General features: G+C 46.9%; 30 protein-coding genes. All 30 read right to left on the bottom strand.

The window, feature by feature from the left end; genetic code table 11:
• Positions 1 to 669, bottom strand: a complete 669-nt coding sequence (gene rpsC, locus Q0612_RS11590) for a 30S ribosomal protein S3 (RefSeq protein ID WP_009145391.1) — start codon at positions 667 to 669, stop codon at positions 1 to 3.
• A gap of 27 nt (positions 670 to 696) precedes the next feature.
• Positions 697 to 1,029: a 50S ribosomal protein L22 gene (gene rplV / locus Q0612_RS11585; RefSeq protein ID WP_009145390.1), complete on the bottom strand. Its 333-nt coding sequence runs from the start codon at positions 1,027 to 1,029 to the stop codon at positions 697 to 699.
• 20 nt (positions 1,030 to 1,049) lie between these two features.
• Positions 1,050 to 1,325: a 30S ribosomal protein S19 gene (gene rpsS / locus Q0612_RS11580; protein WP_021719363.1), complete on the bottom strand. Its 276-nt coding sequence runs from the start codon at positions 1,323 to 1,325 to the stop codon at positions 1,050 to 1,052.
• Between the two features lie 31 nt (positions 1,326 to 1,356).
• Positions 1,357 to 2,187, bottom strand: a complete 831-nt coding sequence (gene rplB, locus Q0612_RS11575) for a 50S ribosomal protein L2 (protein ID WP_293722801.1) — start codon at positions 2,185 to 2,187, stop codon at positions 1,357 to 1,359.
• Between the two features lie 23 nt (positions 2,188 to 2,210).
• Positions 2,211 to 2,501 carry a 50S ribosomal protein L23 gene (gene rplW / locus Q0612_RS11570; protein ID WP_210684866.1) on the bottom strand — a complete coding sequence of 97 codons (291 nt, stop codon included), beginning with the start codon at positions 2,499 to 2,501 and terminating at the stop codon, positions 2,211 to 2,213.
• Positions 2,501 to 3,127, bottom strand: a complete 627-nt coding sequence (gene rplD, locus Q0612_RS11565; RefSeq protein WP_021719361.1) for a 50S ribosomal protein L4 — start codon at positions 3,125 to 3,127, stop codon at positions 2,501 to 2,503. The genes rplW and rplD overlap by 1 nt, the downstream gene beginning before the upstream one ends.
• Before the next feature lie 32 nt (positions 3,128 to 3,159).
• Positions 3,160 to 3,801: a 50S ribosomal protein L3 gene (gene rplC / locus Q0612_RS11560; protein WP_021719360.1), complete on the bottom strand. Its 642-nt coding sequence runs from the start codon at positions 3,799 to 3,801 to the stop codon at positions 3,160 to 3,162.
• Between the two features lie 15 nt (positions 3,802 to 3,816).
• Positions 3,817 to 4,128 (bottom strand): 30S ribosomal protein S10, encoded by a 312-nt coding sequence (gene rpsJ / locus Q0612_RS11555; RefSeq protein ID WP_021719359.1) that lies wholly within the window; start codon positions 4,126 to 4,128, stop codon positions 3,817 to 3,819.
• 171 nt (positions 4,129 to 4,299) lie between these two features.
• The gene (tuf, locus tag Q0612_RS11550; RefSeq protein WP_009145072.1) at positions 4,300 to 5,490 is read right to left on the bottom strand and encodes an elongation factor Tu; all 1,191 of its coding nucleotides are present in this window, start codon (positions 5,488 to 5,490) and stop codon (positions 4,300 to 4,302) included.
• Positions 5,491 to 5,529: 39 nt separating this feature from the next.
• Positions 5,530 to 7,632, bottom strand: coding sequence for an elongation factor G (fusA, locus tag Q0612_RS11545; protein ID WP_293807818.1), 2,103 nt, complete (start codon positions 7,630 to 7,632; stop codon positions 5,530 to 5,532).
• Positions 7,633 to 7,667: 35 nt separating this feature from the next.
• Positions 7,668 to 8,138 carry a 30S ribosomal protein S7 gene (gene rpsG, locus Q0612_RS11540; protein ID WP_009144757.1) on the bottom strand — a complete coding sequence of 157 codons (471 nt, stop codon included), beginning with the start codon at positions 8,136 to 8,138 and terminating at the stop codon, positions 7,668 to 7,670.
• Positions 8,139 to 8,184: 46 nt separating this feature from the next.
• Positions 8,185 to 8,565, bottom strand: a complete 381-nt coding sequence (gene rpsL / locus Q0612_RS11535; protein WP_009144758.1) for a 30S ribosomal protein S12 — start codon at positions 8,563 to 8,565, stop codon at positions 8,185 to 8,187.
• 52 nt (positions 8,566 to 8,617) lie between these two features.
• The gene (locus tag Q0612_RS11530) at positions 8,618 to 8,887 is read right to left on the bottom strand and encodes a ribosomal L7Ae/L30e/S12e/Gadd45 family protein (protein WP_298884855.1); all 270 of its coding nucleotides are present in this window, start codon (positions 8,885 to 8,887) and stop codon (positions 8,618 to 8,620) included.
• A gap of 275 nt (positions 8,888 to 9,162) precedes the next feature.
• Entirely contained in the window at positions 9,163 to 9,495 is a 333-nt protein-coding gene (locus tag Q0612_RS11525; protein ID WP_298884853.1) for a hypothetical protein, read from the bottom strand.
• Between the two features lie 29 nt (positions 9,496 to 9,524).
• Positions 9,525 to 10,046 (bottom strand): nitroreductase, encoded by a 522-nt coding sequence (locus Q0612_RS11520; RefSeq protein WP_298884851.1) that lies wholly within the window; start codon positions 10,044 to 10,046, stop codon positions 9,525 to 9,527.
• A 120-nt stretch (positions 10,047 to 10,166) separates the two neighbouring features.
• Entirely contained in the window at positions 10,167 to 11,390 is a 1,224-nt protein-coding gene (locus Q0612_RS11515; protein WP_298884847.1) for a DUF1343 domain-containing protein, read from the bottom strand.
• A gap of 150 nt (positions 11,391 to 11,540) precedes the next feature.
• Positions 11,541 to 11,888, bottom strand: coding sequence for an arsenate reductase family protein (locus Q0612_RS11510; RefSeq protein WP_298884845.1), 348 nt, complete (start codon positions 11,886 to 11,888; stop codon positions 11,541 to 11,543).
• A gap of 12 nt (positions 11,889 to 11,900) precedes the next feature.
• Entirely contained in the window at positions 11,901 to 13,055 is a 1,155-nt protein-coding gene (locus Q0612_RS11505) for a S41 family peptidase (protein ID WP_293722774.1), read from the bottom strand.
• A gap of 25 nt (positions 13,056 to 13,080) precedes the next feature.
• On the bottom strand, positions 13,081 to 14,226 hold the full coding sequence (locus Q0612_RS11500; RefSeq protein ID WP_298884842.1) for a murein hydrolase activator EnvC: 1,146 nt from the start codon (positions 14,224 to 14,226) through the stop codon (positions 13,081 to 13,083).
• Positions 14,227 to 14,240: 14 nt separating this feature from the next.
• Positions 14,241 to 15,128, bottom strand: a complete 888-nt coding sequence (gene ftsX / locus Q0612_RS11495; RefSeq protein ID WP_298884840.1) for a permease-like cell division protein FtsX — start codon at positions 15,126 to 15,128, stop codon at positions 14,241 to 14,243.
• Positions 15,118 to 15,804 (bottom strand): cell division ATP-binding protein FtsE, encoded by a 687-nt coding sequence (gene ftsE / locus Q0612_RS11490; RefSeq protein ID WP_298884838.1) that lies wholly within the window; start codon positions 15,802 to 15,804, stop codon positions 15,118 to 15,120. The genes ftsX and ftsE overlap by 11 nt, the downstream gene beginning before the upstream one ends.
• Positions 15,805 to 15,820: 16 nt before the next feature.
• Positions 15,821 to 16,903, bottom strand: a complete 1,083-nt coding sequence (gene csaB, locus Q0612_RS11485) for a polysaccharide pyruvyl transferase CsaB (RefSeq protein WP_298884836.1) — start codon at positions 16,901 to 16,903, stop codon at positions 15,821 to 15,823.
• Positions 16,900 to 18,999 carry a DUF5693 family protein gene (locus tag Q0612_RS11480; protein WP_298884834.1) on the bottom strand — a complete coding sequence of 700 codons (2,100 nt, stop codon included), beginning with the start codon at positions 18,997 to 18,999 and terminating at the stop codon, positions 16,900 to 16,902. Before Q0612_RS11480 ends, csaB begins: the two co-directional genes overlap by 4 nt.
• A gap of 28 nt (positions 19,000 to 19,027) precedes the next feature.
• Positions 19,028 to 20,132 (bottom strand): peptide chain release factor 2 gene (gene prfB, locus Q0612_RS11475; protein WP_187363676.1). Its coding sequence is split into 2 segments (ribosomal slippage): positions 19,028 to 20,062 and positions 20,064 to 20,132, totalling 1,104 coding nucleotides; the frame shifts between segments, so codons are not numbered across the junction.
• A gap of 120 nt (positions 20,133 to 20,252) precedes the next feature.
• Positions 20,253 to 22,703 (bottom strand): preprotein translocase subunit SecA, encoded by a 2,451-nt coding sequence (gene secA / locus Q0612_RS11470; protein ID WP_367181741.1) that lies wholly within the window; start codon positions 22,701 to 22,703, stop codon positions 20,253 to 20,255.
• 139 nt (positions 22,704 to 22,842) lie between these two features.
• Entirely contained in the window at positions 22,843 to 23,376 is a 534-nt protein-coding gene (gene raiA, locus Q0612_RS11465; protein WP_298884832.1) for a ribosome hibernation-promoting factor, HPF/YfiA family, read from the bottom strand.
• Positions 23,377 to 23,577: 201 nt separating this feature from the next.
• Complete coding sequence (locus tag Q0612_RS11460) at positions 23,578 to 23,985, bottom strand: GNAT family N-acetyltransferase (RefSeq protein ID WP_298884875.1); 408 nt, start codon at positions 23,983 to 23,985, stop codon at positions 23,578 to 23,580.
• The gene (locus Q0612_RS11455) at positions 23,985 to 24,338 is read right to left on the bottom strand and encodes a CGGC domain-containing protein (protein ID WP_298884830.1); all 354 of its coding nucleotides are present in this window, start codon (positions 24,336 to 24,338) and stop codon (positions 23,985 to 23,987) included. Before Q0612_RS11455 ends, Q0612_RS11460 begins: the two co-directional genes overlap by 1 nt.
• Positions 24,335 to 25,174 (bottom strand): hypothetical protein, encoded by an 840-nt coding sequence (locus Q0612_RS11450; protein WP_298884828.1) that lies wholly within the window; start codon positions 25,172 to 25,174, stop codon positions 24,335 to 24,337. Before Q0612_RS11450 ends, Q0612_RS11455 begins: the two co-directional genes overlap by 4 nt.
• On the bottom strand, positions 25,153 to 25,533 hold the full coding sequence (locus tag Q0612_RS11445; protein ID WP_298884827.1) for a hypothetical protein: 381 nt from the start codon (positions 25,531 to 25,533) through the stop codon (positions 25,153 to 25,155). The genes Q0612_RS11450 and Q0612_RS11445 overlap by 22 nt, the downstream gene beginning before the upstream one ends.
• Positions 25,534 to 25,794 lie beyond the last annotated feature (261 nt).

The following is a 25,794-nucleotide window of genomic DNA, read 5'->3' as shown; positions in this document are numbered from 1 at the left end:
TTATGCCTCCTTTGCCGGAGCAACTTTAGCTGCTTCTTTGCTTTCAGGAAGAACTTCACCTTTGTAAATCCATACCTTAATGCCGATACGGCCATAAGTGGTATGTGCTTCTGCAGTGCCATAATCGATGTCAGCACGCAGGGTGTGCAGAGGAATGCTGCCTTCACGATAGGATTCGCTGCGTGCAATTTCAGCACCGCCAAGACGACCGCCGCAGGTAATTTTAATACCTTTAGCACCCATACGCATGGTACGGCCAACGCATTGTTTCATAGCACGACGGAAAGCGATACGGCGTTCCAGCTGTGCTGCAATGTTCTCTGCAACCAAGGTTGCGTCCATATCCGGGGTTTTAACTTCTACGATGTTGATTTCGATAGCGCTCTCAGTCATTTTCTTCAGGTCGGATTTCAGCAGTTCGATGTTGCTGCCTTGACGACCGATTACCATACCAGGTTTTGCAGTATGGATGGAAATGCGGGCTTTATTAGATGCGCGTTCGATTTCTACTTTAGAGATACCGGACAGGAACAGTTTTTCTTTGATGAACTCACGGATTTTAATGTCTTCTAACAAGAATTTCTCATAGTCTTTGCCAGCGTACCATTTGGAATCCCAGCCTTTGATAACGCCAACACGGAGACCATGCGGATTAACTTTTTGACCCACTATCTTTTCCCTCCTTCTGACGGGATATTATTTTTCTTTAACTGCTACAGTTACGTGGCTAGAACGTTTCAGAATTTTGAAAGCCTGTCCACGGGAACGAGGATGAATACGTTTCATGGTCGGACCTTGATCTACTGCACAGTAGGATACGATCAGGTTATCCACGTTCATGTCAAAATTGTGCTCTGCGTTTGCTACTGCACTGCGCAGAACTTTCTCGATTACCTCAGAACCAACCTTCGGGGTATATTTGAGGATCGCGAATGCTTCACCAACGGATTTGCCGCGGATGAGATTGATTACGATGCGCAGTTTGCGCGGCGCAATACGGATATATTTTGCAATTGCCTTTGCTTCCATTGTTTGGTCCCCCTTTCCCCTTATTTTAAGCCGGTGCTCTTATCTGCGTGACCTTTGTAAGTACGAGTAGGAGCGAATTCTCCTAATTTGTGGCCTACCATATCCTCGGTAATGAATACCGGAACATGTTTGCGTCCGTCATGAACCGCAATGGTGTGACCAACGAAAGACGGAATAATAGTAGAGCTGCGAGACCAGGTCTTAACAACTTTTTTATCATTAGCGGCATTAAGCACGTCAATCTTTTTCAAAAGACTTGCATGGACAAAAGGTCCTTTTTTAACTGATCTGGACACTAGGTTAGCCTCCTTTCCTTATCCTGTTTTATTATTTAGTTCTACGTTTCAGAATTAACTTAGTAGAAGCTTTCTTCTCTCTGCGAGTACGAGTACCGAATGCACATTTACCCCAAGGAGTAACAGGACGTTTACGGCCAACGGGGGAGTGACCTTCACCACCACCATGCGGATGGTCGTTAGGATTCATAACAACGCCGCGGTTAGCAGGACGGATACCCAGCCAACGGCTGCGGCCAGCTTTACCGATGCAGATGTTTTCAGCATCAATGTTACCAACTTGACCGATGGTTGCACGGCAGTTGATATGTACTTTACGGATTTCGCCAGAAGGAAGACGGAGCAGAGCGTAGTCGCCCTCTTTAGCCATCAGCTGAGCGCTAGTACCAGCACTACGAGCCATTTGGCCGCCTTTACCAATTTTCATTTCCACGTTGTGTACGGTAGTACCAAGCGGAATGTTTTTCAGCGGCAGGCAGTTACCGGTTTTGATATCTGCGTCAGGACCGCTTACTACGATATCGCCAACTTTCAAATCAAGCGGAGCGATGATGTAACGTTTTTCGCCGTCAGCATAGTTGATCAGAGCGATACGAGCGTTACGGTTAGGATCGTATTCAATGGTAGCAACCTTAGCCGGAATGCCGTCTTTGGTACGCTTGAAATCAATGATACGATATTGTTTTTTATGACCGCCGCCTTGATGACGAACAGTCATTTTACCGGTATTATTACGGCCTGCATGTTTACCAAGTTTTTCAACAAGCGGGCGGTAAGGCTTGTCAGTCGTAATCTCTTCGAAGGCAGACACAGTAATAAAGCGTCTGGAAGGAGAATACGGATTAAAGCTTTTAATAGCCATTTAATTTACCTCCTATACGTTAATTACATTCCTTCGAAAAGGGGAATCGTATTGCCTTCAGCAAGCTTCACGATAGCTTTCTTATAATCGGAACGTTTGCCAACATATTTACCCATGCGTTTGGTTTTGCCCAGTACGCGGATGGTATTTACATTCAATACTTTAACTTTGAAAATCGCCTCTACAGCTTGGCGAATCTCTACTTTGTTAGCATCCAGGGGAACCTGGAAGGTGTATTTGTTCTCCTGCATCATCTGAGAAGTCTTTTCAGTGATGATGGGACGAATCAGTATATCGCGAGGATTAGCAGCCATTATGCGAGCACCTCCTCAATTTTTTCTACAGCATCTTTAGCAAGGAATACCTTTTTGCTGTTCAGGATATCAAAGCAGTTCAGACCCATGTTGGTGATGGTGGTTACTTTCGGCATGTTACGTGCGGAAAGAGCAACGTTTTCGTTGGAACCATCGGTGATCAACAGAGCTTTAGTGTCAACAGCTTCAAAAGCTTTCAGCAGAGAAGCTACTTGTTTAGTTTTCGGAGCGTCAAAAGCCAGGCCTTCAACAACTACCAGTTCACCAGCTGCTACTTTAGCAGACAGTGCGCAGCACAGAGCTAAGCGACGTGCTTTACGAGGCATTTTCTTTGCATAGCTGCGGGGTTGGGGACCAAAAGTGGTACCACCGCCAACCCATACGGGAGAACGGTTGGAACCGCAACGAGCGCGGCCAGTACCTTTTTGTTTCCAGGGTTTACGACCGCCACCGCGTACCATAGCACGGGTTTTAGTAGCGGAAGTTCCTTGACGTTGGTTTGCCAGCTGCATTACAACTGCTTGATGTACTACAGCTTCATTGAACTCAGCGCCAAATACGGAATCATTTAATTCTATTTCACCGGTTTGTGCACCGGAAAGATCATATACTGATAACTTCGGCATTAGAAGCATCCTCCTTTCTTTCGCTTATCTTATTATTTGTTAGGTTTTACGGTTTCCTTCAGTACTACGTAAGAACCAGTAGCACCCGGAATAGCACCCTTAACCAGAATAAGATTACGTTCTGCGTCAACCTTAACAACGGTCAGACGTTGAACAGTTACATTTGCATTACCCATACGGCCAGGCAGTTTTTTGCCTTTGATTACACGGCCGCCAGGACCGGAATGCATGGGGCCCATAGAACCAGGCTCACGATGAGACTTAGAACCATGTTTCATAGGTCCGCGAGAGAAATTGTGGCGCTTAATAGTGCCTGCAAAACCTTTGCCGCGGGAAACGCCGCTTGCGTCAATCAGTTCGCCTGCAGCAAAAATATCAGCAGCGATTTTATCGCCTACCGCATATTCGGAAGGAGCAGCCAGACGCAGCTCTCTGACAAATTTAACCGGTGCTACACCAGCTTTGTCAAAATGGCCTTTCATCGGTTTGGTGGTATGTTTTTCTTTAATTTCACCAAAACCAAGTTGAACAGCATTATAACCGTCTGTTTCTTCGGTTTTGTTTTGAAGTACAACGCAGGGGCCTGCTTCTACAACAGTAACAGGAATCAGTCTGCCATCAGCTTCAAAAATTTGGGTCATGCCCAGTTTTTTGCCTAAGATACCTTTAGCCATTATTGCACCTCCTCCTTACAGTTTAATTTCAATATCTACGCCAGCGGGCAGATCAAGACGCATCAGAGCATCAACAGTCTTACCGGTGGGTTCCAGAATGTCTACAAGACGTTTGTGAGTACGCATTTCGAATTGCTCACGGGAATCTTTGTTAACATGCGGAGAACGCAGAATAGTGTAAATGTTTTTTTCTGTAGGAAGGGGAATCGGACCGGAAACTTGTGCACCGGTACGTTTTGCAGTTTCTACAATCTTAGAAGCACTTTGGTCAAGTGCTTTATGATCATACGCTTTCAGGCGTATTCTAATCTTTTGAGACTTAGCCATTAAAAAATATCCTCCTAAATTCGCCCAGTTTCTATGAACGGACATACTCCGTGAAAATCTCCCTGTCTAACAGGCAAGCAACCTTTCACATCATCGCAGGGCCATACCAACAAACATAAGAATAGAGGGGAGGTTAACCCCCCTCATATTCTTCCAGGGATCTAACTAAAATTATTTCTCTTCTACTTCGGAAACAACGCCAGCGCCAACGGTACGGCCGCCTTCACGGATAGCAAAACGCAGACCTTTTTCGATAGCGATCGGGGTGATCAGTTCTACTTCCATGGTTACGTTATCGCCAGGCATTACCATTTCTACACCTTCCGGCAGTTCGGTTACGCCGGTTACGTCGGTAGTACGGAAATAGAATTGCGGACGGTAACCGTTGAAGAACGGAGTGTGACGGCCGCCTTCTTCTTTGGTCAGTACATAAACTTCACCTTTGAATTTGGTGTGCGGATGAATGCTGCCCGGTTTGGACAGTACTTGTCCACGCTCGATTTCTTTACGGTCAACACCACGCAGCAGGCAGCCGATGTTATCGCCGGCTACTGCTTCGTCCAACAGTTTGCGGAACATTTCTACGCCGGTTACTACAGTAGATTTTTTCTCGTCTTTCATGCCAACGATTTCTACGGTGTCGCCAACTTTAACAGTACCACGCTCTACACGGCCGGTAGCAACGGTACCACGACCGGTGATGGTGAATACGTCCTCGACAGGCATCAGGAACGGTTTGTCGGTTGCACGTTCCGGCAGCGGAATGTAGCTGTCAACAGCGTCCATCAGTTCCATGATTTTTGCTTCGTATTTCGGGTCGCCTTCCAGAGCTTTCAGAGCGGAGCCTGCAACAACAGGGATGTCATCGCCAGGGAAGTCATAGGAGCTTAAGAGTTCGCGAACTTCCATTTCTACCAGTTCCAGCAGCTCTTCGTCGTCAACCATATCTACTTTGTTCAGGAATACAACCATTGCAGGTACGCCTACTTGGCGAGCCAGCAGGATGTGCTCACGAGTCTGAGGCATCGGGCCGTCAGCAGCGGATACTACCAGGATTGCGCCGTCCATCTGAGCAGCGCCGGTGATCATGTTCTTTACATAGTCAGCATGGCCCGGGCAGTCAACGTGTGCATAGTGACGGGTTGCGGTTTCATATTCAACGTGAGAGGTGTTGATGGTAATACCACGTTCACGTTCTTCCGGAGCTTTATCGATCATGGAGTAGTCCATGAATTCTGCGCCGCCTTTTTCAGCCAGTACTTTGGTGATAGCAGCAGTCAGAGTAGTCTTGCCATGGTCAACGTGACCGATGGTGCCGATATTCAGATGCGGTTTAGTTCTTTCATATTTAGCTTTTGCCATTGTGAATTTCCTCCTTAAGGTTGTTTGTTAAAACTAGGCTTAGTTGGTGCCTTTGTTTTTAGCAATAATTGCCTCAGCAATGTTTCTGGGAACGTCTTCGTAGTGGTCTACTTCCATGGAGTAGTTACCACGGCCTTGGGTTTTGCTGCGCAGGTCGGTAGCATAACCGAACATCTCAGCCAGCGGAACGAATGCATTGATTACTTGTGCACCGTTACGAGCTTCCATGCCTTCGATGCGGCCACGGCGGGAGTTAACGTCGCCGATTACGTCGCCCATGTATTCTTCAGGAACAGTAATTTCTACTTTCATGTAAGGCTCAAGGATAACCGGGTTAGCTTTTTCAGCACCGGACTTGAAGCCCATAGAACCGGCAATCTTAAATGCCATTTCAGAAGAGTCGACTTCATGGTAAGAACCATCATAAACAGTAACTGCGATATCAACCATCGGATAACCGGCAACTACGCCATTTTCCATAGCTTCTTTAACGCCTGCTTCGATAGGAGCGATGTATTCTTTAGGAATAGCGCCGCCAACAACTTTGTTTTCAAACAGGAAGCCTTCGCCAGGTTCACGCGGAGTGATTTCCAGCCAGCAATGACCATATTGGCCTTTACCACCGGACTGACGAACAAATTTACCTTCGGATTTAACAGCTTTGCGAATAGTTTCGCGATAAGCAACCTGCGGGTTACCAACAGTGCAGCCTACTTTGAATTCGCGCAGCAGACGGTCAACAATGATGTCCAGGTGAAGCTCGCCCATACCGGAAATAATGGTTTGGGAGGTTTCAGGATCAGTGTGAACACGGAAGGTCGGATCTTCTTCTGCCAGTTTTTGCAGGGCGATGCCCATTTTTTCCTGGTCAGCTTTAGTTTTAGGTTCAACTGCAACGGAGATTACAGGATCAGGGAATACCATAGATTCGAGGATGATCTCGTTTTTCTCATCGCAGAGAGTATCACCGGTAGTGGTGTCTTTCAGACCTACAGCAGCTGCGATATCACCGGAGTAAACTTGTTCAATTTCTTCGCGGTGGTTAGCATGCATTTGCAGGATACGACCGATACGCTCGCGTTTACCTTTAGTGGAGTTATATACATAAGAACCAGCAGTCAAGGTACCGGAGTATACACGGAAGAATGCCAGCTTACCAACAAACGGGTCGGTAGCAATCTTGAATGCCAGTGCGGAGAACGGAGCTTCGTCGCTGGACGGGCGCTCGTCTTCTTCGCCGGTTTCAGGATTTACACCTTTGATGTTAGGAACATCTGTCGGTGCAGGCATGAATTGGATTACAGCGTCCAGCATCGGTTGAACGCCTTTGTTTTTGTAGGAAGAACCGCAGCAAACCGGAGTCATTTTGCAAGCGATAGTTGCTTTACGGATACCAGCCAGGATTTCTTCTTCGGTCAGTTCTTCGCCTTCCAGATATTTCATCATCAGCTCATCATCGGATTCAGCAACAGCTTCAACCAATGCTGCACGGTATTCGTCAGCTTTCTCTTTCATGTCAGCCGGAATTTCTACGAACTCTTCTTCTTTACCGAGTGCATCATCATAAACGATTGCTCTCATTTTGATCAGATCGATCATGCCTTGGAAAGTATCTTCAAAGCCGATAGGCAGTTGAATAGGTACTGCATTGGCATTCAGACGAGTCTTCATCATGTCAATTACACGATAGAAGTCTGCACCGGTAATATCCATTTTATTTACATATGCCATACGGGGTACATGGTATTTGTCAGCCTGACGCCATACGGTTTCGGACTGAGGCTCAACACCGCCCTTAGCACAGAAAACTGCAACGGAACCATCAAGTACACGCAGGGAACGTTCAACTTCTACAGTGAAGTCAACGTGGCCCGGGGTATCAATGATGTTGATACGATGTTTATCGAATTGGTGCTCGGAACCTTCCCAGTAGCAGGTGGTTGCAGCAGAGGTGATGGTAATACCACGCTCTTGTTCCTGAACCATCCAGTCCATGGTAGCAGCACCTTCATGGGTTTCACCAATCTTATGTACTCTGCCGGTATAGAACAGAATACGTTCGGTGGTGGTGGTTTTACCAGCATCGATGTGAGCCATGATGCCGATATTTCTAGTTCTCTCAAGCGGAATTAATCTGCCCACTTCTTTATCCTCCTCAAATTAACTGAGACAGGTCATTACCAGCGGTAATGAGCAAATGCTTTGTTTGCTTCTGCCATCTTGTGGGTATCTTCGCGTTTCTTAACAGCTGCGCCAGTGCCATTGGAAGCGTCCATGATCTCACCAGCTACACGCTCGTACATGGTGCGCTCACCACGCAGACGAGAGTAGTTTACCAGCCAACGGATACCCAGGGTGGTTTTGCGGTCAGCACGTACTTCAACAGGTACTTGGTAGTTTGCACCACCAACACGACGGGCACGAACTTCCAGCAGCGGCATTACGTTCTGCATAGCAGCATCGAACACTTCCAAAGGATCTTTGCCAGTCTTTGCACGAACCAGGTCGAATGCATCGTATACAATACGTTCTGCAACGCCTTTTTTGCCGTCGAGCATAATTTTATTGATAAATCTAGTTAAAAGCTTAGAACCGTACACCGGATCCGGCAGTACGTCTCTTTTAGTTACAGGGCCTTTTCTCGGCATGTGTTTCCCTCCTTAGGATTAAATCATTCTTAATGTTTTCTTGAAATTATTTCTTTGCTTTAGCACGTTTTGCACCGTACTTGGAGCGAGATTGGTTGCGGTTAGCAACGCCTGCAGTATCAAGAGCACCACGAATGATATGGTAACGCACACCAGGAAGGTCCTTGACTCTTCCGCCTCTGATCAGAACAACACTGTGTTCCTGAAGATTATGGCCGATACCCGGGATATAAGCAGTAACTTCGATGCCGTTGGTCAAACGTACACGAGCTACTTTACGAAGTGCAGAGTTAGGTTTCTTCGGGGTAGTGGTGTAAACACGAGTGCAGACGCCACGTTTTTGCGGGCATTCTTTCAATGCCGGCGCAGTAGATTTGCTCTTCAGAACCTCTCTACCTTTGCGAACCAATTGGTTAATTGTAGGCATATCGGCACCTCCTTTCCAAACAATTAGATTTTAATGATTATAAAAACTCGGCTCACGCCAAGCCCTTATCAGCTTTAAGTACCGCTGCCGCTGCTGCCTTGACGTTGATGTTGCAGGCTCTGCCGATTTCCAGCATCGTTTCTGTGTTTTCAACCGGTACTGAATTTTCCCGACACAGTTGCATCAGCCTGCCGGTAACTCTCTCGTCCGCATCACTTGCGATATAGACGACAGTGGCAACTTGTCTTACTACAGCTTTTTCTGTCTGCTTAACGCCAACAGTACGCTTTTCAGCTTGCTTTAAAGCTTCAAGTGCCATCATGTTACCTCCTTCATCGAGCGCATAGCTCTCCCGCGATACTTGTATATTGTAACATCTCATGCACATCATGTCAACACTTTTTAGCAACTTTTTTAAAATTTTTAGTAGTGCTTTCTGCCGTGTTAATGCGCTTCTTTCTTTACACGTAGCCAAGTGTTTCATTGACTGTTTCTTCATACATAAAGTACACCCAAGGAGTACTTTTTCAACAGAGCATTCACCTTAAATATCGCATAAAAAAGAGCTGTCAACACTTCTGACAGCTCATATGTATATTATTTTGCCACGCCCGGGAAGGAAGAAACGTATTTGATTTTTATATCCGGAAAACTATCAACAAACTGTACTCTGAAATCTTCACCGTACTCAACAAATTGCCACTCGCCTATATTATTGGGAAAGCTTTGGACAACCTTTACCTTAAGATCCGGGAAGCTGTCGACAACCTTTACCTTAATATCGGGAAAGCTGTCAACAATTTTCACTTTACCGCACAACTTGATATTTTTATAATAGCCTGCGCTGTTGACAGGAGTAGCAGCTCCTGCGATACAGGGAAATGCAGCAACCAGCAGCAGACTTAAGCAAAGAACAGTTTTTTTCAGCATTCCTCTTCCCCCTTTCATTGAGGACGCTTTTATTTTACGTAAAATACACGGTTTGCTTTACGCGGAGCAGCCTGAGGCACAGGTCCGTCAGTATAACCGAGGATGCAGTGGCCTACACCTTCATACTCTCCCTCAATGCCCCATTCCTTCAGCAGCTGTTTGCCTTCTTCGGAAGCAAACTCTTCCTTGGCACGGTTAATCCAACAGCTGCCAAGGCCTACAGCATGAGCTGCCTGCATCAGGTTACCCATGATAAGGCTTGCGTCATAAATAGCATTCTTGTTGCTCTTCGGCGCCAGCACAATCAAAACAACCGGCGCACCATAAAACGTATCACTCTTCGTACCCATGATAGCACTGTTCATCTTCGACAGCTTGTCGCGCACCTCTTTATTCGTAACCGCAACAATAATCGAATCCTGCTCGCCATGACCGCTGGCAGCATAAAGGCCGGCTTCAATAACCTGGTCAATCAACTCCTGCGGCACCATGTCTGCCTTATATTTGCGGACGCTTCTGCGTTCCTTTAAAGCCTGTAATTCTGCATTCATTATATGTCAGCTCCTTATCATCAATTATTTTTTGATATTACGCTATATTATTTTTATTCTTGCCTGCAGCACTATTATCCTGCTTGAGAATGCAACAAAAATGTTAATTTCTCTGCAGCCTTACTTATACAGCAGATAAGGCTTTACCTGCTGCGCGAAAGCTGAGCACTCCTGATGCCAGCGCGCAAAAGCTGTTTTTGGCGCTTCACCTTCACGCAAGCTGCTTTCTCCAAGCGCAATATCCAGCTTATAGCCTTTGCTGCCATAACCGCGCTCCGGCGTTTTTACCTGCTCCGGATATAATTCTTTAAATGTAGTAAACAAAATATAATCCAGCTCAGGCAGATTAACCTTACGTAAATCCGTAAGATAAATTTCTACGCCCTGGACCAGCTCACCGCTGTAAGCACCGTAGCGCGGCGTAAAGCGCGCCGCTCTAAAAGCTACGCCTGCAAGCTTCCTTGCATCTAATGATGCCTTTACGGCATCCGCATCAGCAAAGGGTGCTCCCACAAAGTAAAATGGCTTAGCTGTGCCAACACCTACAGATAAATTGCTGTCACCGCACACACCGGTAACACCATATAGCAACGCTGTTTCTGCCGTAGGAATCAGCGGAGATGTCTGTACCCATGGCAGGCCTGTATCCTGCCACAGCTCTCTGCGTGACCATCCCTTCATAGGCACCACCGCCAGCTCACAGCCGATATGCTGCGTAGCGTTGATATAGCTTGCAAATTCACCTATAGTAAGACCATGACGCAACGGCAGCTCGTAAAGCCCGATAAAAGTTTTATATTCCGGCTTGAGAACCGGTCCCTGCATAGCACCGCCTAAAGGATTAGGGCGGTCCAAAACAACAACCTGCTTTTTCGCTTTGGCACATTCTTCCATTATATAAGCAAGCGAAGAAAAATATGTATAGTGACGAATGCCGACATCCTGAATATCAACCACCATAGTGTCAATCTCATCCAGCATTTTTGCCGTAGGCCTGCGATTTTCTCCATACAGGCTGTGTACAGGTATATCCTTATAGGTGTGACTCTCAAAGGTTTCGCCTGCCGCCACAGCGCCAAACAGTCCATGCTCAGGCACAAACAGTGCCGTCAGATTGTAGCTCTTCTGCAGCAGCTCTGTGCTGCTGCGAAGCTTGCTGTCCACGCCGGACTGATTGGTAAACAGTCCCAGTCTTTTTCCGGCAAGCAGTTGCTTAGCAAAAGGCTCATCAATGCGTTCAATACCTAATACAACTCTTTTTTCCCCGGCTGCCGCAAAGCTTGTTGCTGCAAACAGCACTATCAATAAACTGCATAATATCCATATGCATAACAACTTTTTCATTAAACCCCTCCCAAAAATAATTCTAAGTATATTTTAGCACATTTGCTGTTTTCGTGACGGCAAAGTAACTGTACTTCCGAAACAGAAAAAACAGACAGACCTGTCGCATAAGTTCTGCCTGTTTTTCCAAAGTTATTTTAAATTAATATATCAGAGCTTCTCGTCATATTCAGCCTGTTTAAAGCCAACCAACACGCCGCCGTCATAAATTAACAGCGGACGTTTGACAAGCATACCATCGCTTGCAAGCAGCTCCAGCTGCTCGTCCTCGCTCATCGTCGGCAGCTTGTCCTTCAGTCCCAGTTGCTTATACAAAATGCCGCTGGTGTTGAAGAAGCGTTTCAGCGGCAAACCGCTGGCTGCATACCATGTACGCAGCTCGTCAACTGTCGGATTATCAGTCTTGATATCACGCACAGTAAAGCTCAGGCCCTTAGCCTGCAGATACTGCTCTGCCTTCTTGCAGGTAGAGCACTTAGGATAGCAAACAAATAACATCTTTATACCTCCTTACTGTAGCTGCTGCAGCAGGTAATCCTCTGCCGCCTTCAGCTGAACATCAACGGTAGCGTCATCTGGCAACTCCACCTTCACATCAGGCTCAATGCCTACATTATGAATAGAAACGCCGGACGGAGTATAATATTTAGCCACCGTAATTTTTACTGCAGTATTATTGTCCAGGCGATATACAGACTGTACACTGCCCTTGCCAAAGGTTTTTACACCAAACAGTTTACCACTCTTGGTATCCTTAATGGCACCGGCAACAATTTCGGACGCGCTGGCACTGCCATGGTCGACAAGCACAGCCAAAGGATATTTCACCTTTTCCAGACTTGATGTTTCTTCAAATTTGTTGCCGTTTTTATCTATAACAGAAACAATAGGCCCTTTAGGCACTAGCATTCTGGCAACATCAACACCTGCATCCAAAATACCGCCAGGATTTTCGCGCAAATCAAGCACTAAGGCCTGCATGCCCTGCTTTTCCAGCTCAGCATATTTTTTGGCAAAGTCATCACCAGTGTTTTCATTAAATATAGCAATTCTTATATAACCGATTTTGGTATTCGCCAGCATTTGTCCTGCAACAGAAGGATTTTTGATTTCAGCTCGTACTACATTTACCTTACGCAGCTTTCCCTCTTTATCCTTGAGCTCCAGCGTAACTGTTGTTCCGTATTTTCCGCGGATTTTATTGGCTACCTGCTCCATATTCATCTCACGCGTAGACTTGTCATCAATAGCGGTAATAATATCACCGCTCTTAATGCCTGCCTTCGCACCAGGGTTATCCTCCAAAGCAGAAATAACCACATAGTCATTACCGCGCTTACCAAAAACAATACCAATGCCGCCAAAACTGCCAACTGTCATTTCGCTCAGCTGCTGAAAATCCTTCTTGTTCAGATAAACTGTATAAGGATCACCAACAGACTCTACCATGCCTTTAAGTGCACCATCGAACAGTTGATGATTGTCAACCTCGCCGTTATAATTGCGCTTCAAAAGCTTCATAGTGCGCAAAAAGCGCACTGATTCCGAAACACTGCCAGTCAACCTGTTTAACAGCACAGCTTCAGTTCCTACGATTGCTGCAGTAGTCAACACCGCTGTCAGCAGGCAGCAGGCTGTAAGCTGCCATCTTCTTTTTCCAAACAATTCTATTGCCTCCGTTTTCTGTCTATCATGGCAAATAATTTAACGGCTCTGTAAGCTCACCATGCAGACGCACCTCAAAATGACAGTGCGGACCGGTAGAATAACCGGTACTGCCTGCATAAGCAACAACTGTGCCCTTGCTTACATATTGCCCCTCACCAACATTTAACGCCGAATTATGTGCATACAGAGTTACCAGACCGCCGCCATGGTCAATCATTATGCAGTTGCCGTAGCCTCCGAGCCAGCCGCTGTAAACTACAGTGCCGCTGTCAGCAGCATGAATCGGCGTTCCCGAATCAACCGCAATATCCATGCCGCTATGATACTTGGTAGTACCAAAAATCGGATGTGTTCTCCAGCCATAATAAGAAGTAATCGGACCATTGCAGGGCCACATAAACTGACCTGTACCGCCTTGTCCGGCAGGTGCACCGCCGCCTGAGTTTTCCATATTACGCAGCATAGAGGCGATATTTTCCGAAATAGCCAGCAGACGCTCATATTCCTCCTGGCTGGACTGCTCTTCCTCCTGTGCCTTGTAAAGCATATAGGCACGCTGCTCACGCAGCTTATTGACCTTGGCCTTCTTAGCCTCCAGCTCAGTCTGCGTAGCCTTAATTTCCTTCATTTCTGCTGCCAGCTGCTCCTTACGGCTGTTGATTTCAGCAGCATCCTGCTTCAACTTTTCCAACAGCTCCAAGTCGCGGCTGATGATTTTTTGCAGCAAATACATACGCGAGGAAAAATCACTGAAATCCTTGGCACCCAAAAGCACATCAAGATAATTGATCTGGCCGTTGATATAAATATCACGCAGGCGTTTGCGGTAAATCTGCATGCGCTCCTGCATTTCCTGCTGCTTTTTTTCCAGCTTAGCCTGGTTATCATTTATTTTTCCCTGCAGAGCATCGCTTTTTTTCTGCAGATTATTAGCCTGTGCCTGCAGCGCGTTAAGACTGCCCATAACCTCACTAAGCTCCGCGCTGGCGCTTTCAGCCTTCCTGCGCGCCTGCTCCTTGCGCGTCTGCATACGCTCCATTCGCTGGCGCACATCGTTAAGCTCCGCACGCTTATCATCAGCAGTATCAGCAAAGCACAAAGCACCGTAAATTGGCAGCACCGCCAGCCACAGGGCCAACAGCAAGCCACCAAGCTTCTTTTTCTCCATCACATATGCCTCCCTTAAACGCGCAAAAACTTACGCAAGGAGATGTAGCTGCCCAAGGCACCAATCCCAGTACCGGCTGCCAGCAAAAACATTGTTACATAAAACAATAGGGGCGATGTCGGCAGCAATGGCAGAAAGGCCAATGTAGCATGGATTCTTTCCAACAGGCCGGCATAAATGCTGTTAATACAAAGAGAAGCAATTACCGCACCAAAAAAGCCTAAGGTCATCCCCTCCAGCAAAAACGGCCAACGGATAAACCAGTCGGTAGCACCAACATATTTCATAATAACAACTTCCTTACGGCGGGCAAATACCGTCAGACGGATAGTATTGGAAATAATAAACAGCGTTGCCATAGCCAAAAACACAACCAGGACAATGCCGCCAAAACGCAGTATTTTAGTCAGAGAGAATAAATGCTCTACAACCTCCTGACCAAATTTTGCTGTCTCTACCTTAGGCAGCTGTCCGATAGAAGGTGTAATCACCTTAATGCGCTCAGGATTATCAACCTGCACCTCAAAGGAATTGGGAAAGGGATTCTCCTTACCAAGGCTGTTAAGCAGCTGCTCCTGATCGCCAAGACGTTCCTTGAAGCGCGCTAAAGCCTGCTGCTTACTGACAGGCATTACCTTTACTACACCAGGCATCTTCTTCAGCTTCGCCTCTACTGCCTGCAGCTCCTCCGCCGAAGCACTGTCCTGCATGTAGACTGACACCTGTACCTGGCTTTCCAGATACTGCGCCAAATTGTTGGTGTTGAGAAAAATCAGCAGAAACATCCCCAGCACTAACAACGAAACCGCCACTGTTGAAATAGAGGCAAAGCTCATAAAGCCATTACGCCTTATGGATTTATAGGTTTCCTTGATAAAATATTCTTTTGTACTAAAGCTCATAGCCATATACCCCGCTTGCCTCATCACGTACGATATTTCCGTCTTCAATGGCTATAACGCGTTTGCCCATAGCATCAACTATTTCTTTATCATGAGTTGCCATGACAATCGTAGTTCCTTCAGCATTAATTTCCTTAAAGATTTCCATAATATCCCAGCTTGTTTCCGGGTCCAGGTTACCTGTAGGTTCGTCGGCAATTACCATAATAGGATCGTTGACAATAGCACGGGCAATAGCGATACGCTGCTGCTCGCCGCCGCTCAGCTCGTTAGGATAAGCATCGGCACGGTGACGCAGGCCGACAAGATCCAATACGTTCAACACTCTGCGCTTAATCTTGCGGCGCGGTGTTTCTATTACCTCCATAGCAAAAGCCACGTTTTCATAAACAGTACGGTCCGGAAGCAGACGATAATCCTGGAATATAATTCCAAGCTGACGCCTCATATACGGAATCTCCTTAGGTGTCAGCGATAAAATATCCACGCCATTAACAAAAATGCTGCCCGTGGTCGGCAGAACCTCACGGAACAGCATTTTGATAAAGGTAGATTTACCAGCGCCGCTCGGTCCTACAACAAAGACGAATTCGCCTGGTTCAATATGAATATTGACTTTCTGCAAGGCGACAGAACCACCGGGGTATACCTTGCTTACATCAGTCATTTTCAGCACTACCTTCAGTCTCCTCTCAATTTAATAAATCAAAGGCTTCCTTTGCATTTAAAAAAGCTTTCGCTCTCAATGTATCCAAAAGTCCATGAGCAGCATTGGCAGAGGCCAGCGCCTTGCGCGCAGACGCAACTACCTGCGCAGCCTGCAGTGTTTCCACAGCTCCTGCGCTGATGCCGTTAATGTCTTTAACAAAGCCGTCAATTTTGGGGTCATAGGATACAGCCACAAAAGGCAGCTCCATAACTGCAGCAAAAATCAGTGCATGCAGACGCATACCGATAAGCAGATTAAAGTTACCCATCAGCGACAAAAACTGTTCAGTATCACAGCTGGTTTCCAAAACAGTACTGTCTGCCTTGCTCCTCATAAAGTGCTGTAATCTGTTGCAGGCAGCCACATCCACAGGATATTGCAGCGGCAGCAGCACAATATGCGCCTTATACTCCTTGGCCAGAATATCCGCAGCCTTAGCCAGCTCCAGCAGGTACTTATCATCCTCCTGCCATTTACGTACACTTATAGCTATCAGCATTTTATCTTGCGGCACCCCAAACTGCTGCAGCAGCTCGAGTCCTTTTTCCTTACTCTCCTGCGGCAAAGTCAGCACAGAATCGGCTGTCAGCTGCACCTTTTCCGCCGGTACACCGATGCGACGCAGTTCATACAAAGAATCCTGGTCACGCACGGTAATTAAATCCACCCGGCTGCAGATAAATTTAGTAAGTCTGCGCATAAGCCTGTTATGGATAGGACCTATCCCCTGGCCGAAAAGCATAACCTTTTTTTTGAGCAGCAGGCCCAAAGCCAAGATAAACAGATAATATAACAGACTGCGCTTACTGGTAACGTCCTGAAGCAAACTGCCACCGCCGCTGAGCAGCAGGTCGCAGTCCATGAGGGCAGCAAAAATTTTGCAAAAGCTGAAACGATGAAGAGAATTCACCTTGTGTCTTGCGGCAGTAGCAGGCGGATTGCCCGAGATAACCGTCAGCTCCACGGTCTTTTCCGTACTGCGCAAAGCCTTAATGATCGCGGTCAGCATAGCTTCATCTCCGGCATTAGCAAATCCATAGTATCCGGAAATCACGATCTTACTCATTCTTCAAGGTATCTCCTTCTAAACTTAACAACTAAAGGCAACAGCATGCCAAGCACCAGTACGGCAATTACGCCAAATACAACGCCAACAGCATAACCGTCGAGAGCACGTACAAAGCTCATAACAACCGGAGTACGCATATGACAGAAGGTCTGCACCAGACTGCCCTGTCCGATAACGGCAGCGCAGGTCAGTACAAACTGCCACCAACGTGGTGCACAACGGTAAACAGCAAGCACTGCCACGAAAAATGCCGGATGACCAATCATAAATTCTTTTTCGCGCGGACGTGCATACATCAGCTGCTCTAAGAAAGCACGCATCTTCAATTCAATTGCCGGCACAGGCACACCGCCGGTGTGACCGCTGCGGCCGACAAAATAATAAGCAATAAACAGCAGCACCGCAAGCACTGCTACATGGCGGAAGGTAATCTCTGTATCAAGCAGACCGTTCAGGCGCTCCCACAGAGTTTTCAAGCCTTTGCCCACAACCTGCAGCAGGTCATAGCGTTTCATAAAGAGAACTGCTGTCAGCATAACCGGCAGAATAAAGGTTAATTTTACGCCGCGGTAAATATCAATTTCCAACAGGAAGCGGCTGTCTGTCAAAATAGCGGACAAGAAGGCTGCACCCACCAAAGACAAAGCAATAGCCAGCGCCAGCTGCCAGATACCGTTCCAGCAAATAGCAAGCAGACTGTGCTTATCACTCGTATTTTTATCCCAAATGTTAAAGATAACATTCATTGAAAGCACCGGGAAAACACTTGCTGCCGCCAAAGCCAGCAGCTGACGTGTAAACAGGCCGCGGCCGATAAACAGCAGTGCCAGAGCACCAGCAGAAAAAATTGCCCACAGTGCTATTTGCTGCTTGCCGCCCAGGTTAAAGAGCAGCGCAAGATACAGCACTACACCTGCGGCAATCGCCAGTACAATAGGAATAAAGCTTACCTTTGCAGGGAAATACGGTGCAAAGCCATCTTTGTTTTCAGCGCTGAAAACACCAGCTTCGCCGATAGTATAACCACGCGCTTCAACGCTGGCCTTAATATCACGCACATACTTCAGGTTAGTCTTCATAATATCCTGACCACCCTCAGGCATCAGGAAGGGACGGATATAGTTCACACGGATATTGCGCTCCTCGTCCGTCAGCGCCCACCGGCGCAAAGCCTCACCCACGCTGATTTTCTTCTGCTCGGTCGGGTCGATAACATAGGAACGGGCAGCCTTATAGTCATTGAACTCAGCCAAAGGCAACAGACCGTCGATTTTGGCAAACTGCAGCTGGGTGTAATGCTCCAGCATTACCAGCGTCATCTTGTTTTCCTTCATGCGCTCGCCCAAATGCTGCATTTTATTAGGATAGCCCACAACCTCTGTACCGCATGGCATCAGAGCATCAACCGGTACACCGGCTTCTTTAATGCGGGCAAAAATGCCGTCAATCTGCTCATCCGTTACATCCACATAATTTTGCGGACGTACGATAATTTTGAAGCCCAAAGCAGCAACCTTACGCATATCCTGCACCGGCAAACCTAAAGGAGCCTGCAGCAGTCCCTGAGGCTCATCGTATTTGCCCTCAGGCAGAGGCGTAGTGCTGCCCTTGATTTTGATAATACGCGGATTTTCACTTACAACCTTTACACGGTCAGCACCGTAGCGCAGGCACAAATCCTGCTCTACATCATCTAAGACAGACTGATTGTCAGTAGCAGCAACGTAAGCAGCATTTTCTTCAACATCGCCGGCTCCCACATTAGCAAAAACACCCATACCGGAACCAAGCGCAGCTGCCTGACGCAGCTCACCGCCGGTTACCGTCTGGATTTCGCCGTTTTTAGTCAGACGCTCCAGCGTAGTATCAAAAATCATCAGCGAGTTGATGCCTGCATCCTTAAACTGACGCAGTACATCCTCCTCCGGCAGGCCCTGCAAGGCAGCCAGCTTACGTAAGCCCTCGTACTCCATAGCCATTTCTACAGTATTGTTTTTTTGTTCAACATCGTGACGGACAACGTTCAGCCATAAGGCACAAACCAGACCGATTACGATTACTGCCAAAAGCAAAGGATTATATCGGCTTTTCATAAAATTCACCTGTTCAGACCTCGCTTTATTAAACCTTCTTCTGCTGACTGCGCAGATATGCTTCTACGAACGGCATCAAATCGCCATCCATAACAGCCTGAATGTTACCGGTTTCGCAGCCTGTACGATGGTCCTTAACCATAGTATAGGGCTGGAACACATAGGAACGGATCTGGCTGCCCCATTCGATATTCTGGTAATCACCGGCAATATCGCTGACAAGAGCATCCTGCTTAGCCTTTTCATATTCATATAATTTTGCACGCAGCATCTGCAGGCAGCGCTCACGGTTCTGAATTTGGGAACGCTCATTCTGACATTGAACAACGATACCCGTAGGTTCATGTGTCATACGTACAGCAGAGGACGTTTTGTTGACGTGCTGACCGCCGGCACCGCTAGAACGGTAAACATCGACGCGCACCTCATCCATATTAATATTTACATCAACAGTATCATCCAGCTCCGGCATTACGTCTACCGCAGCAAAGGAGGTATGACGGCGGGCATTGGCATCAAACGGAGAAATGCGCACCAGGCGGTGTACACCCTTTTCAGAGCGCAAGAAGCCATAAGCATTGTGGCCGTTAACCTGAATGGTAGCACTTTTTACACCGGCCTCATCACCCGGCTGATAGTCGAGCATTTCCAACGCAAAGCCGTTTTGCTCAGCAAAACGGGTAAACATGCGCAGCAGCATGCTGGTCCAGTCTTGAGCTTCAGTACCGCCGGCACCTGCATGCAGTGTCAGGATAGCATTATTGGCATCATATTCACCGCTGAGCAGCATACCCAGCTCCAAATGCTCAAGCTCGCTGCGGCATTTTGCCAGCAGCTCATCCATTTCAGGAAGCAGGCTTTCGTCATTTTCTTCGGCCGCCATTTCCTGCAAAGCTTCCAAATCGTCAACACCTGCGCTTAATTTATGGAAACCGTCAACCTCTTCCTTTAAGCTGTTAACATCCTGCGCAGTTTTTTGTGCCTTTTCCGGATCATCCCAAAAAGTAGGATCACCCATTTTATGTTCTAATTCTGCAATACGATCTTCTTTGACAGCGATGTCAAAGAGATCCCCTCATTTCCTCTAATTTTGCTTGCAGATTTGTAATTTCAGGCTTATATTCTTCAATCAACAAAATTCCTCACAACCTTTCGTGTAGCAAATATTAGTTATTTACGGCCTCAGCCGTTTTGCCTAGTTCTTGCAAACAAGGCTAAAGTAAGTCAGCAGCAAAAGCTGCTGACTTAAAAAATTATTTCTTGGGTTCAGCTTGCAAATTACCCTCGTCACCCTCGGGAGTCGGGTTATTGGTGGAAGCATTTTCCAGCGGGTCTTCAACCTGCGGCTGGGTAATAACATTAACGCGGTAGATATAGCGGACAACGTCTTCCTTGATAGCCTCCATCATAGCTTCAAACATGTCATAAGCTTCAAATTTGTACTCAACCAGAGGATCCTTCTGACCATATGCACGCAGGCCAACACCTTCACGCAGCATATCCATAGCATCCAGATGCTCCATCCAGTGGTTGTCTACAACCTTCAGCATAACCAGGTTTTCCAGCTCGCGCATCAGCTCAGGACCAATTGCATCCTCACGTGCCTGGTAGTTGTCATCAGCAACCTTCTGCAGATATTCAGCCAGCTCTTCACGGCTGAGGTTTTGCAGATAATCTACAGTCAGCAGACCACGCGGAGCATAGAAATCCTCAGCGTAGTTAATCAGAGCCTGCAGATCCCAATCCTCAGAGTAAACCTCAGGCGGTGCGTACATGGTCATAGTACGTTCAACGGTTTCATCAACCATCTCTTTGATGGTATCCTTAAGATTTTCCTGATGCAGGATTTTATGACGCTGAGAATAAATAACCTCACGCTGCTGGTTCATAACATCGTCATACTCCAGGACATGCTTACGAATGCTGAAGTTACGTGCTTCAACCTTCTTCTGCGCATTTTCAATGGACTTGGTAACAAGGCTGTGTTCAATCGGCTCATCGTCCTCCATGCCCAGCTTGTCCATAATGCCGGCAATATTATCACTGCCGAACAGACGCATCAGATCATCCTCCAGGCTCAGGAAGAACTTGGAAGAACCGGGGTCACCCTGACGGGCGCAACGGCCACGCAGTTGGTTATCGATACGACGGCTTTCATGACGCTCTGTACCGATAATATGCAGACCGCCTAATTCAGGAACGCCTTCACCCAAGGTAATATCGGTACCACGGCCTGCCATGTTGGTAGCAATGGTTACAGCACCATATTGGCCTGCATGAGAAATAATCTCAGCCTCTTTTTCATGGTACTTCGCATTCAGCACGTTATGCGGAATGTTGCGGCGTTTGAGCATAGCGCTCAGCTCTTCGGATTGAGCAATGGAAGTAGTACCAACCAGTACCGGACGGCCGGACTTATGGCATTCTTCAATCTCGTTGACTGCTGCCTTGTATTTGGCAATACGTGTTTTATAGATAACATCAGGATAGTCAATACGGATCATCGGCTTATTGGTAGGTACAACAACAACCGGCAGATTATAAATCTTCTGGAACTCCTGCTCCTCAGTCTTAGCAGTACCGGTCATACCGGCAAGCTTTTTGTACATACGGAAGTAGTTCTGGAAGGTAATAGTTGCCAGCGTCTGGCTTTCGCGTTCTACCTTTACGCCTTCCTTAGCTTCGATAGCCTGATGCAGGCCTTCGGAGAAGCGACGGCCAAACATCAGACGGCCGGTAAATTCATCAACGATGATAACCTGACCATCCTTAACCACATAATCGCGATCGCGGTGCATCAAAGCCTTAGCCTTCAGAGCGCACATAATCTGGTGGGAGTAGTCCACACCATGCTCATTGTCATACAGGTTGCCGATGCCCAGCATTTTTTCTGCCTTGGCAATACCCTTTTCGGTAGGTGCTACCTGTTTTTGTTTTTCATCAACAGTATAGTCCTCGCCCTCTTCCATGTTGGCAACAACACGGGCCAGCACCTGATACAGCTCGGTGGATTTTTCACCGGGGCCGGAAATAATCAGCGGAGTACGCGCTTCGTCAATCAAGATACTGTCAACCTCATCGACAATACAGTAATTCAGCTCACGCTGTACCATCTGATTTTCATCAACTACCATGTTATCGCGCAGGTAGTCAAAACCAAATTCATTATTAGTACCGTAGGTAATATCTGCAGCATATGCAGCCTTACGGTCAGGGAAATCCATATCATGCACAATCAGACCTACAGACAGACCGAGGAACTTGTAAATACGGCCCATATCCTCGCTGTCGCGGCGTGCCAGATAATCATTGACAGTTACAACATGCACGCCCTTGCCGGTCAGCGCGTTCAGATATACAGGCGCAGTAGCTACCAAGGTTTTACCTTCGCCGGTACGCATCTCGGCAATCTTGCCGCGATGCAGCACTACACCGCCAATTAACTGTACATCAAAATGACGCATGCCGGTAACACGTCTGGACGCTTCACGGACAACGGCAAATGCTTCCGGAAGAATATCGTCCAGGGTTTCACCCTTTTGCAAACGTACCTTAAATTCGCCAGTCTTGGCTGCCAGATTGGCAGAACTAAGGCCTTCCATGTCCTTTTCAAGACTATTGATCTTATCTACGATTACACGAATGTTTTTGATTTCTTTTTCGTTGGGGTCACCAAAAATTTTCTTTAAAATGCCTTCGAGCAACACGATCACTCCTTAAAATTATGGTGTCTTAAAAGACTATACACCTAATTTTAAATTATAGCAGAATATCTCTCAAAAAGCAAAAAGCACAGGAGCAAATCCTGTGCTTTTTTGTGAAGTTTAGGTTAAAATATTTGTTTTATTTCAGTTCCGGACTCAGCAGACCATATTTGCCATCTTTGCGGCGATAAACCACATTGGTAGCACCCAGATCAGGATCGTAGAATACGAAGAAATCGTGGTTCAACAGATTCATTTGCAGAATTGCTTCTTCCGGAGTCATCGGATGCATGATGAAGCGTTTATTCTTGATGATTTCGAATTCGCCTTCATCAGCAGCTTCTGCAGCCGGTGCCGGAGCAGCAGGATCAGCAAAGTTGCTGTATTTTCTCTTCATCAGACGAGTTTTATATTTATGAATCTGACGTTCAATTTTCTCTACAACCAAATCAATGGAGGAATACATATCTTTCGTTGTTTCCTGTGCTCTCAGCAGAATACCGCTTGCGGGAACCGTAATTTCTACAATATGGTTACCTTTCTCAACCTTCAGTACTGCAGAAATGTCACCAACAGTCTTAAACTGCTTAGTAACCTTGGTAATTTTCTTCTCCACATACTCTTTCAGAGCCGGGGTTACATCAATGTTTCTGCCTTTTACGTTTACACTCATAATCAATGCCTCCTTTGGTATGTCGCCAAATTGCTTTGGTGCTACCATTTTTCTACCAAGGGCTTAGGCTTTATCCCTTTGCTTCTATATTTCGCTATAGGAGCGAAAACTCCTGCTTAGGTTTGCAAAAATTATCTAATTTACTTAGATTTGTCACAATAATGTTACATTGCTTACAGCTTATAACCGATTCCAACACCTTCATCTTATAAAAGCGCAACAACCATACTTTTCGACTCTTTTTAACCCAAGGAATTCATAAAAAGCAATATTTTTTTCACATGCTTCCGTAAGGAGCTGCAGTTGATAGACATCGGCATACTTTTCCATAACCTTCCGCATAAGCTGTGAACCAATGCCATGACGCTGATATTCCGGCAGTACTATTAAATCCTGCAGAAAAACTACAGAAGCACCATCACCGACAGCACGGAGTATCCCCACAAGCTTTTCATCAGCATAAGCAGCTAAAACATATAGTGAATTCTTATAAGCTTTCCTTAGCATTGCCGGATTATTGGTATAATTACTCCAGCCAACACTACTATATAACGCCATAATTTCGGCTTCATTGTAGGTCTTGTATTCTGCAAATCTAAGTCCATTCATCAATGCGTACCTTCCACAATCGTCAGTCCCGCAGCCTCCAGACGCTCGCAAATTTCCGCAATAGTTTTGCAGGTAACAACCTGCCCATCATGCGTGCGTTGCTTGACGCAGACACCAACATGCACCGCATCAGGCTTCAGGCCGATAATACGCTCCAGCTTTTCTTCGATACCCTCTTGGTATTTAAAGTGGCAGTCACCACAGCCGTTGCAGCTCCAATAAGCCTCCAGCTCCAGCGGTTCTTCGCCATATCTGGCAAAGGCACCGCTTTTTGTATTGAAAGCACGCATGCAGGCTGCACCGGTACATACATTATTGGAACGCAGGCAGCGTAAAATTACAATGCGTTTCATTCATGCCTCCCAAAGTCCTTACTGATTTTGTTCTTAACATCCCGGCAATCTTCCACAGTCAGACCGATTTTCAGCGCCACATCCTGCCAGGAATTCTTCGGTGTCTTCAAATCAATAACATCATTAATATCCAGACCGGCCTTTTGTGCCAGCAGATAAGCACTGTTGATATGATGCATTGCATAACCCATATGCATATATTTTTTCGTTACCTTCTGCGGGATATCCATGCGTTCTGCCAGACGGCGTGCCTGATAATCCACACAGCGGTCAAAATATACCTGCGGTGTTAAGCCAAGCACATATTTCATACGCTCCCAAGAATATTTATCGCGCAGGTCAATGATTTCCTGCAGTGTCTTTTTACTCATGTAGGCATGCAGGCAGATATCCTCCAAGCCTTCAAAGCCATATTTTTCATATAGCGGCAGCAGCTCTGCTTCATCAAAAAGATAATCAGCGTGGAAAATCTTTACAGCTCTTTCTGCCGTCATGTTGCGCGTATGCAAGCCGGCAAAGCCTGCACCGCTACGCTGGCCGCGTCCTCTGAAGGCGAAAGGTTTGTCCTGTTTTTGTTCCTGCTGCAAGCCGAGCTTTTCCTTAACCTGCTGCCAATCACAGTTAACTGTGCGCATTGGCAATACCTGTGCCAAAGGTTTGCCGCTCTCCTTGGCCAGCTTGGCAGCCTCTTGAATATCCCCCAGCGGATAACCCTGTCGCATATATTTCAGCGCCGTTTCTCTGTCTATCAGGCTGTCGGCAGGCAGATAGCTTGCCTGATACTCCATATATTTTTCAGCATACAGCTTGGGAGTCAGCCCCAGCTGCGCACGCACCTGCCCCAGGTTGCAGGCAGGCGCAGCTGCAGCACCTTTTCTACCGGCGCACCGGAAAGATATGCATACAAGCAGGCTGTGTTCATATCGCTATAGCTGTGGCCGATATTCAACAGTCGCAGCATATCAGAGTAACGGTAGCCGTATGCGGACTGCAGTTTTTCCGCAGCCTCTGCATTGGAAAGCTGTGCCCGGCGCATGCGCGGCGGCATCGGCGGACGCTTGCCGTCCTTGGGCGGCGGCAGCATCATTTTGTTTTCCTGCGGCGGTGCAGGCTGAGCAGCGAAGGCAGCAGGAACTGCTACGCTGCCGGCGAAGAACATGGCCATGAATGCCGGTATCAATAAAAGCTTTTTCATTTTAAACCTCCTTGAACAGAAAAAATATAGTATGTCAAGAAAACTTATATTAGGATAATTGAAGCCGCAGATGGTGCCTTATCCGCCGCCGTCCTACTACAACCCTTATTTTCACGCAAGGCGGCGTAGAAGGTGGCAGATGTGGTTGAAGCGCGACGACGGCGTACTTTTAGTACGTCGAGGAGCGGTGAAGCCGCAGATGGCTACTTATCCGCCGCCGTCCTACTACAACCCTTATTTTCACGCAAGGCGGCGTAGAAG

This window comes from uncultured Phascolarctobacterium sp. (genome assembly GCF_937920985.1).
Classification (GTDB): domain Bacteria; phylum Bacillota; class Negativicutes; order Acidaminococcales; family Acidaminococcaceae; genus Phascolarctobacterium_A.
The sequence above is the reverse complement of the archived record's forward strand: the minus strand, read 5'-3'. Positions and strand labels throughout refer to the sequence as shown.